Raw genomic sequence first — 14,711 nt, 5'->3', positions numbered from 1 at the left:
AGACCAGGAGGAACCGCTTCCACGCGGTCTGCGCCGTCACCACCACGACGTCCAGCCGTCGGAGAAGTCGGCAACCGCTCGCGCGCCGAACGGGTTGGCGCCTTGGACCTGCACGACCCAACCGGTTCCCTCACGCCAGACCAGGTCCAGCGAAATGTCGGCGTTCTGGGTGCGGCCGTCCTTGAGATTTGTCGTCGCGCCGATATGGACTCGCGCCAGATCTTCGGTGAAGTTCACCTTGATCATCTGCATGACGCGACCGGGGAAGTTGTCCGGAGCGGCTCCCGGCTGATTCGAGGCGTTGAAGGCCTTCTGCTCGGCGAGCTGGTCCTGCGAATCGGCGACCAGGCCCGCATCCTGGAGCATCTGGATTCGGTTGTTGCCGGTGGCGAGGTAGTTCAGGTAGTGGACTGCCGCCAGGCCCGCACCTTGGGCAGTGCGGGCGAAGCCGGTTGCGACCCCGGTGTCACTGACCGCCGTCGGTCCGTCAGAGGTGGAGAACGGCAGGTACATGTTTCCGTGGACGCGTTGGAGCATGATCCCGGACGGCGCGGTCGTCGCGGAACGCCCGGTGGCCGGCGAGGACTGCGCCAGCAGGACTCCGTTGTCGTTGAGTGGGGTGTAGACGACGCGGCCCTGCTCGTCGAAGAACGGGTCGGGTTCGAATTGGTCGGGCTGGGCCGCCGCGGTCGCACCTGATCCCTGGTCACCGGCGGGAACCAGCGGCTCGTCCCCGCCGCGTACGAAGATGACGATGCTGGTGATGATCGCGGCCACGACGATGACACCGAAGATCGATCCACCCATCAGCAGGCGGGTGGCGTTGTCGCGTCCGGATCCCGATTCGGGCTGTTCCGGGCGCGGGGCCGGTGTCGGGGTCTGGGTCTGGGTCTGGGTATCGGTAGGTTGCTCGCTCACTTGCGCGTTCCTTCCAGGTCGACCATGTTCTGCGGAAGTTCCGTCAGTGCGGTCGCCGCCACAGCGTTTTCCGGGGTGGAGAGGTTGAGCTTCCAGTCGGCGTCCGCCCAGATCACGTCGGTGCGTGTCGAGGCCAGGGACTCGTCCGGGAAGCGTTGAACGATGTCGACGGAGGCGGCGGTGTCGGTGTAGTCCGCGAACACGTAGCCGACGATGGACGGGACGACCGCGGGGTCGACCGTGCCGGTCGAGGAAATCAGGGAACGGTTGACGGCGAAGGCATCCCGTCCCTCTCCGCTCGCCGCGACAACGGACAGCACCTTCGACCAGGACTGATCTGCTGCTGTGGAGAGCTGGACGGATTGACCGATCGCGGCGAGCGCTGCGCCCTGTGGGGTGTGCGAGAACCCGGTCAGCGGCTCCCAGACCGCGCTTTTGGGGCCGTCGGTCTTCCCGAGCGGCACCATCACGCCGTTCATACTCGACCAGCTCGCGATGGCGGGGGCGTCAGTGAGCGACACCGTGGGGCTCTCGCTGCTGTCCTCGGACGAGCCACCGCACCCCGCTAGCGCCAGCGCTGCGACCGCGACTGTCGCACAAGCAAGTACACGCATTACTTCTCCTCTTCGAGCGGGGGAAACTTCTGTTGGATGTCGGTGACGAGGCTCGGCGGCTTGTCCGGCGCCGGAGCAGAGTTCTCGGGAATCCGGCCGGCCTCGATGAGAATGACGGCCATCGTGACGGCCGCACCGCTCGCGAGGATCCAACCGAACACCGCCGCGAGGAACTCTGCGGCGGTGGGTGATTCCAAGCCCGGTGTGTGCTTGTGGTCCCACGCCATCCGGCCGCCGACGAAGATGATCTTCGCGATGCACACCACCGCAGCGATGCCGGCGATCCAGCTCAGCGCGGTATTGATGTCTTGGGTGATGTAGTCGGGCAACTCCACCGCCGCGAGCAACATGCCGCGATCGGTGCCCGTCACGGCTGTACTCACAGGATCGAGCCGATGGCGACCGCGTGCACGAACAACGCCCCCGAGGTTGCGACCAGCGGCCCTCCTGCTGCGGAATAGGACAAGAACCTGGTGGTGCCGCTACCGATTCGAGCAACGTGCTGCTTGTCGATCTTCGTCATCGCGCGTACCCCTCTCATTGCCCGGCCAGGTTCGTCAGGATCAGGGCGGCGCTAGTCGCGATCACCACCCCGGTCGTGCTTCCGATCGCGAGTGTGACCGGGCCGCTTGCTAGCGCTACGGCCTGTTTTGCCAGGATGTTTCGCACCCGTATCACCGCCAGAACGGTCACGGAATAGACCATCGCTACTGCGCACGCGCCAGCGACAAACCAGAGCATCCAGATCTGCAGCTCCAATGGCATCGGGCCGGACGCAGGGAGAGTGCCGCCATCGGTGGGAATCATGGCGAACATCAGGCGCCGGCGGTGACTGCGTTGAGGATCGTGTTCGCAGAACCGGCGACGATCGCGCCTACGAGTGAACCGACGAGCATCGTCACACCGCCGGTCTGGCCCTGGCTCCACTTCTCCCACGCGAACTTGCCACCCGAGAAGACGAGAGCGGCGACGCAGGCGAGGAGGATGCCCCACAGGAGCCAGTTCACGAGACGCAGAAGGCCATTGGCTCCCGGCGGCAACTCGGGTGTGACGTTGAAGTCGATCGCGAGGATCGCGGTGTCGTGGATGGTGTGAATCATGGCTGTCCTTTCGGTGAGTGAGTTCAGTGCCCGGAGCGCAGATGCGGCAGTGAACGCTGGATTGCTGTGACGATGCCGACGCCGGCATCGATCACGTCCTTGGGAACCGCTGCACGGACTCCCTTGGTCTGTTCGGGCACACCGTCGAGCGGATGCCACCGGGGAAGCGCTGGCAGGGACGCTGCGGGGAGGAATCTGTGCCAGTCGATCCGCCAATGTGCGGCCGTTGCCGTCTTCACGACGTCGCGGTACTGGCGCACGCTCTTGTCGAGGGTCGGCGAGTTCGCGACGGTGATCAGCCCGAGAAGCTCACAAGCGAGGTTCTCCTCGCGGTGCTGGATGAGCCGCGCGTGCGCCCTCTTCAACCCGTAATCGGTTTCGCGGGCGACCATCACCACGTACGGGGACTCGGTCTCGACGTCATTGCCGCACGGCCATTGCCCGTCGCAGTCCCCGGTGAAACTGAGGTAGTGCGCCAGGGTGGAGACCCCTGCGCCGCCGTGAGCGCCCAACAGCCACACAGCAGGTCCCGGACGGTCCGCTGGAATCGGTGCGGAGTGGATTGCTGTGGTCATGCCAGTTCCCCGGTCTTGCCGTCGCGGCGGGTATCGGATTGGGCCGAGAGAGTGCCGAGGACATCGAGGGCGTCGGTCCAGGCGTCGATCGTGGCGGTGGACAACCGGCGGTGGTCGATGACTCCCGGGCGGGCCAAGACGGGATCGAACGGGACCTCGACGAAACCGGCGATCTGCGGTGCGAGTGCCGCCCGGATCGGGGCCAGTTCGACCGGGGAGGTGGGCATCTGATGGGAGACCACCACGATCGTCTCACCCAGGGTGTCCGGGCCGAATGTCGACTTGAGCCAGACCATTGCCTCTCGCATCCGGCTCAGCGGCTCGGACCGCGCGGGGGCCACGACGACCAGGGCGGCCCCGGACTGGATCAGCGGGGCCAGGCGGGGCGATCGAAGGGCGGTGCCGACGTCGTGGACGCGGGCACTCGCCCGGCCCTTGAGCAGCAGATCGACCATCATCGGATCGGCGCTGTGGCCGTGGTGGGAGCTGCCGACGACGACCGTCCCCGAGGTGGTCTCTGCCATCCGGGCGCTGAGACTGTCGATGGACCGGGCGGGATCGACGGCACGGAACCGGGTGCGGGAGAGCAGGTTGCCTCCGTCGCTGGTCGAGTCGATCGCGGTGATGTCCTTGCCGGTACCGAGCCGCAGTGCCGTGGCCAGGCCGAAGGTCGTGGTGGTGGTGGAGGCCCCGCCGGAACCGGCGACGACCATGGCGGACACCTTCTCCGGTTCGGCGACCTTCGGGGTTCGGCGGATGGGGACGACGTTGCTCATCGGATCTCCTCGAGGGTGGCGATTTTCAGACCTGCACCGGAATCGGCGACTGTGATGCGCTGCGGGATGGTGCTCTCGGAACCGGAGTCGGTACGCAGGAGCAACTGGACGTCGAAGGCGTTCGGGTTGGGGGTGGCCGCGATGGTCAGGCAGTGCGCGGCACCGGTAGCGGCGGCCGCATCGATCGAGGCCTGGATGGTGCCGACCGGGTTCGGAGTGAGCATCATCGAGGCGACCTTCGCGCCGTCGCGCTCGACGTAGTACGCGTAGTCGAATTCCTGGATCAGACCGGGACCGTTGGTGCGGTCACCAGGGCCGCGGCCGACGATCTTCCCTCCCCCAGTCGAGCTCTCGCACCAGGCAGGCTCGTCTGCCGCCACGGAAGGGCCGGCGGCCTGGACCGAAGACGGCAGCGGGGGCACCGCGACGTCCGTGCTGTTGTCGGAGGAACCGAGCACCACGACGGTGCCGGCGACTACCGCCAGTGCCGCCGCACCTGCGCCGACGATGACCCAAGGGTTCTTCTTGCCGCCGGCGGCGGACTCGCGGGCAGGCTTGACCTTCGATTTCTTCGGCTCTTTCGGTGCGGGCGCCACCACGTCGTCGGGCACGTCGTCGGGCACGACGGAAGCTCGGGCGGGGCGACGAGGGAGGCGGACGGACAATCCACGCCGTGCCTGCTCCTGGGCGACGAGTGGACCGCGCGGGATATGAGCACGGACCCAATCCGGTGCGTCCGCATACGGATCGGCGTCCACCTCGGGGAACTCGATTGCAGGCTCGCCGCCCGGGTCGGCGGCGTCTGTCTGCGGGTTCTCGACTGCCGTGTCGTGTTCGTCGGCCTCGCTCCAGCCGTAGACAGGCAGGACCGTGGTCGGATCGTCGTCGTGTTCGGCGACGGACGAAGGCGCGTCCGGGATCTCCGGTTCCATCTGCACCACCGGAAGCACGACGTCCTCGTATGGAGCCTCGTCGGCGGCGGGATAGCCGGTGTCGTAGTTTTCCTGCGGCACAGGGAAGTCCACGTCACCGCTCAAGTCGATGATGGCGTCCCCGTAATGCTCTGGGACGTCCGGGAACAGCTGATCCGTGCGATTGTCCGTCGCCATTTTTCCTCCAAGTTGATCGGCGAGGACAGGATGCTTTCCTGCCCTCGCCAGGGGCTCACGCCGGGATGCCCGCGCCGATCGCGTCGGTGATCATTCCCATCGGCAATCCGGGGACTGCGGTGTTCGCCTGGAAATCGGTCACTGCCTGGTCGAACGCGGCGACAGCCTGCTCGCCACCGGGAAGCGACGACACCGCGTCGCGGGCCTGCTGGTCGACGATCGGGGCAGCCTCAACCACGTCGCGGACAGCGTCGGCGGCCGCGGAGCCGACCGGAGCGTTGGCTTCCCACTGATCGAGGGTGGTCTCGGTCTGCGCCGTGATCGCCGCCTGGTCGATATCGGGAATCTCGACCTCGGTCGGCGCACCGACCTCACCGGCGCCGTAGGCCGTAGCCGCCGCCACGCCTGCTGCGCCGCCGATTGCCGCACCGACCGCAGCTGCGGGAACTCCGGCGAGTGCGCCGACGCCTGCGCCGATACCGGCACCGGCCGCCGTCCCGACGACACCGGCGGGGATGACACCGAGCGGCGTCAGAACCGGGGCGGCCAGGACGACCGCGCTGGTGCCGCCGATTGTGCCGCCGACAAGTCCGCCGGTCACGGCGCCGACGGCTGCGACAGGCACTCCGGCGGCGAGGGCACCGCCCACTGCTCCAGCTGCACCGCCCGCGACCTGCGCGGCCGCCAGGCGCTCGGCCTCCTCGGTCTTGAGGCCGGTGGAGCGCCAGAAGTCGGTGACCTGGGCTTCAATGACGGACGTCTGACCATTTGTGCGGTCAGCGGTGTCCTTGCTCATCCAGTTCGGGCGATCCCCGAGGTAACGACCCCAACGAACCTTGTCCTCCGGTGCCTGGATCGGCGCGGTGAACTCTTCGAGCTGCGTGGGCAAGTGCAGCTGCGAGTAGTCGATCGGCGCCACGTAGTTGCCCTGGTCGTAGGTGGGTGCGATGTACTCGTTCGAGTCGTAGTCCCAGTTGTCCAAGGGCTTTGCGGGCTGCTGGTACTCGACCGGCACCGGAACCCAGGTCTGCACCGGCTCGGGTTCGGGGGCGGGAGCGGTGGTGACCCCGCCCTGTGTGGACGGAGCGGGCGTGGTGACGCCGGACTGCGTCGACGGCGCCGTCGTCACGCCGCCCTGCGACGGTTCCGCGTGCGCGATACCGCCGCACACAGTGACAATGACCGCGGCCGTGACTGCCGTTGTGCCAGCAGCCCTCACAATCCTGGCCTGCTTACGGTGCTTACCCATATGTGCTGTTCCCTTCGATGGATGAATCAGTGGTCAGGCCGTTCTGTGAGAACGTCGAATCCGCCGACGTGGCGACGGAAGTAGAGGACGTCGGCGTAGCCGGCGAAGTCGCAGACGAGGAGCTGGCGGGCCGAGACGTTGCGGGCGCCAACGACGTGGCACTCGGCCGGGTCGTGCTCGTGGAAGAGCTTGACGACGAGGACGTTTTGTTGCTGGTCGAGAGGTCGGAGGCCACCGCGGCGAACATCTTCGCCACGTACGCGGTCGGGGCCAGCCCGGTGGCAGTCGCCGCCGACGAGCCGTACGAGCCGTGGGCTGCCTGAATGTTCGAGTACTTCGTCAGCGCCGCCAGGTCGAAGAGGTCCTTGTTCGCCTTGACCTCGCCCTTGACCAGGTCGAACGTCTGCTTGACCAAACGCTGCGTTGTTGCCGGCGGAACCAGATTGATCACCGCGTTGACCGTCTTCGCGGCGATGATGCCGAAAGCGGCAACGGGATTGGCCAGACCCACAGCCGCGACAGCGGCGATCGTCTCCGGCGTGATCACCTTCTTCGCGACCGTGACGACCGAGTTCACCGCCACGAGGCCCACCTTCATCAGCGCTGACAGCGCCTCTTGGCCGGTCGGCGGGGTCGCCCGAGGATCCGAACCCTCAGCCAAACGCTGCGACAAGGTCTTCTTCGGCGTGATCGAGAGGTTCTCGAGTGAGTTCTTCGGGACCTGAATGTCTTCGTTGATCACGTCGACCCCGACGTTGAACGCCGTCGACGCGAGAGCAAGTCCGATCGTCTGCACCGCGACGAACGGGTCGCCGCCGACCTCAGCCTGACCAGCAACGTTCGCCACAGCCCGTGCAATCGGAGCCTTCGGCGGAGCATCGCAGGCCAGGTCACCGGTCTGGCACCACATCGACACCCGACCGGTCAGTGAGCCGAAGCTGGTGGCGGTGTCGGCAACCGGACCGATCCCCGCCCCGGTCCCCGTCGTGACCGTCACGGCGGGAAGGGCCTTCACCGCAGAACCCGAGGTCCCGGGGGCAGGGGACGGTGTGGTCTGGGAGGTGCCGGGGAAGATGCCGGCGCCCTCCGCGCGGGTCGGGGACCCGAACAGCGCGGCCGATGCGATGGACGATGCCGGAACGCCGCTGACCTTGCCGGCACCCACCTCAGTGAGCCACTCCGAGGCAGCGTGGGCGAACTGGCTGTACGCCGCAATCGCGAGCTTCGTCGACGGGCACGAATCCAGGACCTTCTCCGCGGCGGTCTGGAGATTATCCTTTGCCGCGGTGACCGACACGGCGTAGGACTCCTTACCGCCGGGAACCGCACCACCGAACGCCGCGGGATACGGCACGTAAGCGCGGTCGACGTCCACACCGAGCTGTCGCGCGTGGTCGAGCAGCGGCGACATGATGTTCGAGAGCATGCCCGTGTCGGCCTTCACCGGCGCATCCGGTGAAGACTCGCCTGTGCCCTGCCCTCCGAGCACGAACAACGCGGGGCAGTCCTGCACCAACTGATCGACCCAGTTCGTTGATGCGTGTGCGGGAACCGTATTCGCACCGACGCTCACCGCTACCGCGACAACACCGACGACCGCCGAGGCGACGAGCCTGCGGCGCGCACCCGCTAGTCCTGAACTCTGAACCATCTCCATTCGGAACCCTTCAATCTCGTTGGGAGCCGGGACGGGGCTGGTGGCCCCTCCATCGGCCGGGACGAACGGTCAGGCAGGCCAGCCAAGGAAGCCCCCACCGAGAGCGGCAAGCAATGTGATGAGAAGAACGAGGAACATGCCGAAAACCCTTACGTGAGAATCAAACTGGGATGCGTCCGGGAATTTAGACGACTGGCTGAATGCCGACCCAGGGCGACGAGTACGGCACCAGCGAGTGGCCCGCAGGGCAGGTCGAAAACCCAGGAAGGTCGATGCTGTAGCAGGTGTAACCAGGGGCCCGGCCAGCGCAATGCGCGACGACGCAGAGCGGTCGTCCACCCTCGTTCATCGAGATCAGAACGTGAGGAACGGACTCGCTGGAACTCGCCTGTAACGCAAACAGGGCGGAAGTAGGATTAGTACGCGGGTGGATCTGGGCACCCATAGACATCGGAGCCTCCAACTGGGTACAGAAATGGCCCGCGAGGATCCGAGATCCTGCGGCGCGGACGTTTACGTGCTGAAACGCTGTGGGGAGTAGAACCCCAGGTGCGGGCGAGGACGCCAATCATCTCCGCACCTGGGGCTTTCTCGTCTACGGGGCCGGCACGCGATTCCGGAAGCCGGGGCGCTCGATGGCGCACATGGTCAGAGTTCCGGTCGTATGGGCGTTGACCGGGGACGAATCCGACGGCTGCGCGAGTCGCCGTAATGGGCGAGGCGAAACGCAGCCCGAGGTTCGCGTTCTCGATGATGCCGAAACATGCTGAGCGCATGCGGAAGTCACGGGATGACCCCGTGACAGATACCGCAGACCACGTCGAGCGCAACGATTCAACCCATCTTGGATATGACTGGGAAACGGTGCGTGCGTGAACGCACAACACCGCGCTACGTCTCGAACCTAAGTGGCCGGAGCCGGGCTCAAGGAAGACCCCATAAGGGGTGGCCGGGAAAGTATAGGTGCGCGCACATTGTTTGCGCAACGGATGCGGGAGTGTCATGCCGGCCACCTCCTCCCCGAAGCTGCCCATTCGATTTCTACTACTGTCAATACTAGTCGACGCCATTAATGTACGCAATTGATGTGCGGAGTCTTGTTCGACGATTGACCAGGAGGGCGCAACAATGAGTGAGCAAAGTCCAGATCTGCAGCAGGGAGACTCGATGCCGCGCATCGGCGTACGCGGCTTCAGTGGTGCCGCGCTCGACCGTGCGCTCGCACGTAAGAAGATCACCGCCGAAGACCTCGCAGACAAGATCGGGATGAGCCACCAGGCCGTATCCACTTGGCGGCGTGGGAAAGCTGCACCGACTCCGGCCGCGCTCAAGAAGATGGCGGAAGCCCTCGGTATCTCTCCAGCCGACCTCACTCCGATACCGTCCGGCAAACTCCGGCTGGCCGACCTGCGGTTCCATGCCGGGTTCAACGGCCGTGCCGCAGCGAAGGAACTCTCGATCTCGCCGACGTCTCTGTCCGAGATCGAGCGCGGGCGCAAACCTTACGATCCGGTACTGGCAACCGCCTTTGCGGAGCTCTACGCGGTCAAGCTGGAGGATGTCGCCGCCGCTTGGGAGCGCACTATCGCGGACCGCACGACACGCGTGGACAATCTGTAGACTTGTCCGCAATTGATGTTCGCGTTTGTTGACCGCGACGTCGCGGTTGTTGGGCATTGGAGTACCCCCAGCGTTGGTGCCTGACTCCCAAACTGCCGCAGCTTCGGCGTGTCGGCGGTCCGGGGGCCTGAATCTGCGGCAGAATCACCCGCGATGGTCAACCGGCAACGAGAGCCGGTCGAAGAGAGAGGGGCGCATCAAATGGCTCAGCCGTACAAAGGCCCTCGTATTGGGGTCTCCGGGCGAGTGCCTGTAGCGGTGAAGCATCTCCTCGATCAGAAGAGGGCGGAACTCGGTCTCACGGAGAGTCAGCTCATAGCTGATGTTCTCAGTCTCTACGTTGGCCGGCCCGATCTCGTTCGCGAACTTGGCCAGGAGGTGCTGCCGTTGACGGCCTGAACGACAAAATAAGCAACGGTTTGGGGTTGGGCGACTCCTACTGATTGCCGCCATATTCGTTTAGCAGTTACGCAGCCAGACCCGAGATACGAAAAACCCCCGCTCCGTGGGCGCGGAACAGGGGTCCTCGAGGTTGGCGAGAGTGAGCTAGCAACTCCCTCTCAGCGGTACTGCTATTCCCCGAAGGGACTGTCTTGCGTGACAGAGCCCAGGGTAGCACTGCGTACCCTGATGCCGGTTCAACAATCCATGCGCGTGTCTCGACTCACGAGTACGCGACCACCCGATACCGCGGCAGCAGTCCTGCCCGCCCGCGATACGGCACAGCCCGGACACCGCGCGCCATCCCGGGGCATATCTGCGGACATCAGTGCCAATCGTTGACCCCAGCGTTCGTCAACGCGATCGGCGGCCGCGAAGAGGCGTGCCGGCGATTCTGCAGGGTGACGCTCGACCTCGGCGACGGCGCGTACGGCGGCATCGCTCACTGGATCGGCGCCCAACACTGGGTTGAAATCTCGGTTCGTGAGGCCTACAAGCACCTCTACCTCATCATTCGCCCAGCCCTCTGCCGGGTTCGAGGCGGAGGCGGGGTCTCTCTCAAAACGCTGATCAAGGTGGCCGCCGAGATGGCCGCGGCCGCAGACCACGACACCGGCCAGAACTCCCGGCTCAAAAACGACACCCTGATGGAACGGACCGGGTACTGCAAGAGCACCGTGCAGCGCGCGAAGCTCGCCCTCAAGATGCTCGGCGTGGCCACCGAAGTCCTTCGCGGCCGACTCCGCCGATGGCGGGACCGTGGCGACGGCAGAGGTTCCGAACGGATGGGGTCGTATCGAGTCGGAGACAAGTCGCGCGGCTGGGCGTCTGTGTGGGCGCTGCATCCGCGCAGGCCTGTGGATAGAACGCGCATCTCAATGGGCGGATCCCTACAAATGGCACCCCACCCCCGTAGGGGTCACTCTTTAGATCTTTCCTCTCGTAGAGAGGTTTCTAATACAAACCAATCTGTGCAAAAACGAGCCGCTCCGCGGCGCCCTGAGACGAGGGGTCAACTCGAGAAGGCGGCCGCCAACCGGAAGGGCGTGTTGCTGGCCGCCAGGTGGCTCAGCAGTCCACGAACGGCGGCATGGGCGCGTGGACATACCTCACGCGGGTGGGGACCGGCTCTGGCCGAATCAGCCGCTCATGGTTGGACAGCGGACGACCTCAACGACACGATCGATTCCTGGGCGGCGGCCCATCGAGTGACCCCGACCCCGAATTCCCCGATTGCATTCGTCCGCTGGCTCCTGCGGGAACAAGATCTTGCCTTCCCCCCGCACATCCTCGCAGAAATCGCGTTCGACCAGGAGAAAGCCGAACGAGAACGGCAGGCGGTCGAGTTTGCTGCCGAGCGCGCTCGTTACGCGGATGCCGCTGGCCCCGACTCCCCCGGACGTTGTGCTGCTCGCGCTGTGATCGCCGAACACACCGCCATCATCGACCAGCGTCGGAAGGATCGGCGCCGAAGTGAAGCTCAGCAAGACTGGGTCGCCCGAGCCGAGCTGGTCGCTCGACGCCGGAAGGATCGGAGGGGATGACCGGGCGATCAGGACTGGGCGAGGTTAGGGGCGGCCGTTGTCCCGCGCAGCCCATCGACGGTGGAACTTCTCAAGGGTGGCGGCGTCGACATCGATCGGTCGATGCGCAAGCCACCGAAGGTAGAGCCGGTCGTCAAGATCCCGGGGATGCGCGCCCGGTCGGTCCGCAGGCTGGTCCAGGTGCTCCGCCAGCATGTACTCGAGGAACTTCGGAAGCTCGCGGCCCGGGCCGGCATTGCGTTCGACAGTGTCGATTATGTGTGGCAAGACGACACTGGAGGTAGCTGCACCCACCCGCAGCAACGCGGCCTCGAGCGCGTCGCTAGGTCGTGGACCAGCAGCATCGTTCAACTCGGTGGTGGCCTCGAGCAGTTCGGTAAGCGCCAGTACTGGTATCTGGACGGTGCCGGGGCCGACACTCATTACCCGGTCCGGGCCCTCGCGAAGTGCTTCGCTCTCAGTTGAACTCGTACTCATCCGTTCTCCTCCAGGTTCGTCAGGCTGTCGCCGATGGCAGTTGCTGAAGAACCATAGTGGGGTGCGAACCTGCCAGCCGTCGCGTTGAACGTGCAGTGCACGTAGTACGACGCGCCATCGGTTCGCACCCCATACCGGGTGCCGGATGTCAGGCGGCAAGCCCTACCAGCAGAGAGGACCCGTACCCGGTCGTGCCTGAACGATGCCCTGACGGGCCTCCACTCCCCTGGCCGGATCTGCTTCTTCCGCAGCGATGATGGTCAGGTCGGCAGGAGTCCACCCCTCGTCGCCGGCAAACCGGAGAAAAAGCGCCAGGTCGACGCGGGTGACCTCTCCCTTGCGCAGGTCGTTTCGAGCCTGCTCAAGTTCCGGGATGCTCTTCTCGTGGATCTCTGGAACCTCAGTCGCCCACCTGGACAGCGATCCGGGCGGATTGTGATACCACTCCAGGAAGATCCCCGTCGCCAGGGTGAGCTGGCAGACACCGACAGGATCAGGTGAGGATTCCGCAATCAGTCGCGCAGCAGTCCGCAACGCGTCAAGGCTGAAATCCTGCTGCGGGCGATTCTCGGCCGAGGTGATGTCGTGAACGACCCCGCTGATCTTCTTCCCCTCCGCAGATTCCCGCGTGCGTGTTGTCATATAGGTCAAACGCGGCTGCGACCCCCGGACCGTCACCTTCGATGCAAAGGGCGCACCAGCTGGCTTCGCTCCGATCGCGAAATCCTTTACGTAGTCTTCGTATTCGTTCAGCCGCTCGAAACCACCAAAGAACTTCCATACATCCTGCACACCGCGCTCGACGGCGGCCGCGTCGGCACCGAGGATGCTCTCTTCGGCACCTGGACCATGTTCGGTGACCTGGGTCCGGTAATCCCATTCGAACGCCCCCACAGAGCGTCGAGTAGGTACAGGTTGGCGTGCGTCGCCGACCCACAGCTCCACACCGAAGACCTCGCCGCGCGCGGACAAGATCGGATGGCCGGCCATCCGAGCCCGAATGTCGCCCTGCGCTTTGCTGGCGATAGTGATCAGCTCCATCTGCTCTTCGCCGGTGACCGCCACCGCCTCGACGAGCAGTTTCGCCAACTTGCTGATCTGTGCGCCCTCGCCGGGGCTCCTGGCGATGCTCCACTTTCGATTGCGGAGACTGGTGAACTCCTTCGGTGCTCCATCCTCCGCGACCAGCGTCGGCTCCTCATCGGACCAACGCCCGAGCGTCTCGACAATCAGCCAATTCGCCAGCTTGGCGCTCTTCATGCTCGCCGGCCGCTGTGCTACACGCGGTTCCACCGTGTCAGTCAAATGCTCTACCCCCTTGCATGGGCTAGAACCCTAGCAACGTCGGCGCATTGACTCTGCGGCAGACCTCATCTCCTCGAACATCGCGGCATCATGCGAACAGAAAACCGACATGAAGTCGGTTTCGTGTGCCAGTTCCCTTAAGCGCGAATGATTTTCGCGTACCGCGGCGACGTCGTCCGCAAGGATCGTTTCCACTACTCGCACGGCCCCGCGTCGCAAGCTCCAGGGCGCCGACTGGTGAATGGTGGTGTGATGAAAGAACGCATCCCCGGCATGGAACAACCATCCACGCCCGTCGACCTGCAAGGCAACACCGGAATGCCCTTCCGAATGACCAGGTAGAGGCACCAGCCACATGTTCTCGACACCATCGATCGGATAGGCAAGCTCGAAACCCAGCAGTTGCTCAGTCATCTCGTCGTACGTCTGCACATTCGCGAGGGCCGTGAGATGCGGTTGCCGGTACCTGAATCGCTCGGACAACGTGCGCTGAGCACGTGCCGTTTGTAGTTCTGTGCACGTGGTATGCACGACGGCGTCGGGGAAGTCCGTTGCGCCGCCGATATGGTCGTAGTCCAGGTGGGTCACGACGATATGCCGGACGTCGGATCTGCTATATCCCAATCCCTCAACTTGATTGACGGCGGTTTCCTCTGCGCGCAGCGCGGGTCCCAACATCATCGCGGGCGCGCCGAGCCGTCGCCGTGGTGACTCGATGTCACGAAGGCCGAGGCCGCTGTCGACGAGGACCAGGCCGTCGGATGTCTCGCAGAGCAGAACATGTGAGACCAGGGGGCCGACAAATGGCGTGAGGAACGTTCCGCAATTCAGATGATGGACTCTGCTAATGGACAAAGCTCGACACCGCCCCGGAAGTAGGAGTGACCGCAGAGATCGCACCCTGCAGCTGCTACGACCGGAACAAGAGTTGTGGGTCCCGGGAAGAGTCCCCCATTCGAGGGAAGCGGAGCCATAGTACATGGGACCATGGGTGCATAGATAGCGGGCGGCCGTTGGGGTTTGAATCCGGAACTTGTTCTAGCAAACCGCGCTGGTACCGTTCCGCGGGTTGGTTTTTGTCGCTGGGTGGGCGGAGGTGCTAGTGAGTCGGCAGCAGGCTAGGGGCTTAGCCACCAAAGCTCAGATCATCTCGGGCGCGGCCGAGGCATTCGAGCAGAACGGCTACGTCGGGACCAGCTTGGAGGCGATCGTCGAGAGCATTGGGCTTTCGAAGGGTGCGTTGTACTTTCACTTCGGCTCCAAGGAAGAGCTTGCGCGGGCCATCATCGCCGAGCAACACGCGATCTCCATAGCTGCGGTCGAGGC

Annotated in this window: 16 protein-coding genes; 3 read left to right on the top strand and 13 right to left on the bottom strand. The window is 64.9% G+C overall.

All coding sequences use genetic code 11. The features are described 5' to 3' along the window. Positions 1–36: 36 nt before the first annotated feature. The 11 genes from ACFWAY_RS17630 to ACFWAY_RS17580 are packed head-to-tail and all read right to left on the bottom strand — an operon-like array spanning position 37 to position 7,998. Complete coding sequence (locus ACFWAY_RS17630; RefSeq protein WP_378511432.1) at positions 37–918, bottom strand: hypothetical protein; 882 nt, start codon at positions 916–918, stop codon at positions 37–39. Further along, positions 915–1,532: a hypothetical protein gene (locus ACFWAY_RS17625; protein ID WP_378511431.1), complete on the bottom strand. Its 618-nt coding sequence runs from the start codon at positions 1,530–1,532 to the stop codon at positions 915–917. The genes ACFWAY_RS17630 and ACFWAY_RS17625 overlap by 4 nt, the downstream gene beginning before the upstream one ends. Next, positions 1,532–1,903, bottom strand: a complete 372-nt coding sequence (locus ACFWAY_RS17620; protein ID WP_378511520.1) for a hypothetical protein — start codon at positions 1,901–1,903, stop codon at positions 1,532–1,534. Before ACFWAY_RS17620 ends, ACFWAY_RS17625 begins: the two co-directional genes overlap by 1 nt. An 8-nt stretch (positions 1,904–1,911) precedes the next feature. Beyond that, positions 1,912–2,055, bottom strand: a complete 144-nt coding sequence (locus ACFWAY_RS17615) for a hypothetical protein (RefSeq protein WP_378511430.1) — start codon at positions 2,053–2,055, stop codon at positions 1,912–1,914. A gap of 14 nt (positions 2,056–2,069) precedes the next feature. Next, complete coding sequence (locus tag ACFWAY_RS17610; protein ID WP_378511429.1) at positions 2,070–2,339, bottom strand: hypothetical protein; 270 nt, start codon at positions 2,337–2,339, stop codon at positions 2,070–2,072. 8 nt (positions 2,340–2,347) lie between these two features. Further along, a complete protein-coding gene (locus ACFWAY_RS17605; protein ID WP_016885090.1) occupies positions 2,348–2,632 on the bottom strand; it encodes a hypothetical protein in 285 nt (94 codons plus the stop codon). Between the two features lie 23 nt (positions 2,633–2,655). Further along, a complete protein-coding gene (locus ACFWAY_RS17600) occupies positions 2,656–3,207 on the bottom strand; it encodes a hypothetical protein (protein WP_378511428.1) in 552 nt (183 codons plus the stop codon). Further along, complete coding sequence (locus ACFWAY_RS17595; protein ID WP_378511427.1) at positions 3,204–3,983, bottom strand: hypothetical protein; 780 nt, start codon at positions 3,981–3,983, stop codon at positions 3,204–3,206. Before ACFWAY_RS17595 ends, ACFWAY_RS17600 begins: the two co-directional genes overlap by 4 nt. After that, entirely contained in the window at positions 3,980–5,092 is a 1,113-nt protein-coding gene (locus ACFWAY_RS17590) for a hypothetical protein (RefSeq protein ID WP_378511426.1), read from the bottom strand. Before ACFWAY_RS17590 ends, ACFWAY_RS17595 begins: the two co-directional genes overlap by 4 nt. Before the next feature lie 55 nt (positions 5,093–5,147). Further along, positions 5,148–6,341: an insoluble domain protein gene (locus ACFWAY_RS17585; protein WP_378511425.1), complete on the bottom strand. Its 1,194-nt coding sequence runs from the start codon at positions 6,339–6,341 to the stop codon at positions 5,148–5,150. Then, the gene (locus ACFWAY_RS17580) at positions 6,334–7,998 is read right to left on the bottom strand and encodes a cutinase family protein (RefSeq protein ID WP_378511424.1); all 1,665 of its coding nucleotides are present in this window, start codon (positions 7,996–7,998) and stop codon (positions 6,334–6,336) included. The genes ACFWAY_RS17585 and ACFWAY_RS17580 overlap by 8 nt, the downstream gene beginning before the upstream one ends. A 1,167-nt stretch (positions 7,999–9,165) precedes the next feature. On the opposite strand from ACFWAY_RS17580, the gene ACFWAY_RS17575 reads away from it, so the two are divergent. Both ACFWAY_RS17575 and ACFWAY_RS17570 read left to right on the top strand, forming a co-directional pair. Next, positions 9,166–9,618: a helix-turn-helix domain-containing protein gene (locus tag ACFWAY_RS17575; protein WP_378511423.1), complete on the top strand. Its 453-nt coding sequence runs from the start codon at positions 9,166–9,168 to the stop codon at positions 9,616–9,618. A 2,045-nt stretch (positions 9,619–11,663) separates the two neighbouring features. Then, complete coding sequence (locus ACFWAY_RS17570) at positions 11,664–12,068, top strand: hypothetical protein (protein ID WP_378511422.1); 405 nt, start codon at positions 11,664–11,666, stop codon at positions 12,066–12,068. Positions 12,069–12,242: 174 nt separating this feature from the next. Here ACFWAY_RS17570 and ACFWAY_RS17565 read toward each other — a convergent pair whose 3' ends face one another. Together ACFWAY_RS17565 and ACFWAY_RS17560 are read right to left on the bottom strand one after the other, a co-directional pair. Next, positions 12,243–13,340, bottom strand: a complete 1,098-nt coding sequence (locus tag ACFWAY_RS17565) for a GAF domain-containing protein (protein ID WP_378511421.1) — start codon at positions 13,338–13,340, stop codon at positions 12,243–12,245. 75 nt (positions 13,341–13,415) lie between these two features. After that, positions 13,416–14,240 carry an MBL fold metallo-hydrolase gene (locus ACFWAY_RS17560; RefSeq protein ID WP_378511420.1) on the bottom strand — a complete coding sequence of 275 codons (825 nt, stop codon included), beginning with the start codon at positions 14,238–14,240 and terminating at the stop codon, positions 13,416–13,418. A gap of 247 nt (positions 14,241–14,487) precedes the next feature. On the opposite strand from ACFWAY_RS17560, the gene ACFWAY_RS17555 reads away from it, so the two are divergent. Next, on the top strand, positions 14,488–14,711 hold a 224-nt coding region (locus ACFWAY_RS17555), incomplete at its 3' end, for a TetR family transcriptional regulator (protein ID WP_378511419.1).

It is taken from the genome of Rhodococcus sp. NPDC059968 (assembly GCF_042738615.1).
Classification (GTDB): Bacteria; Actinomycetota; Actinomycetes; order Mycobacteriales; family Mycobacteriaceae; genus Rhodococcus_F.
The sequence above is the reverse complement of the archived record's forward strand: the minus strand, read 5'-3'. Positions and strand labels throughout refer to the sequence as shown.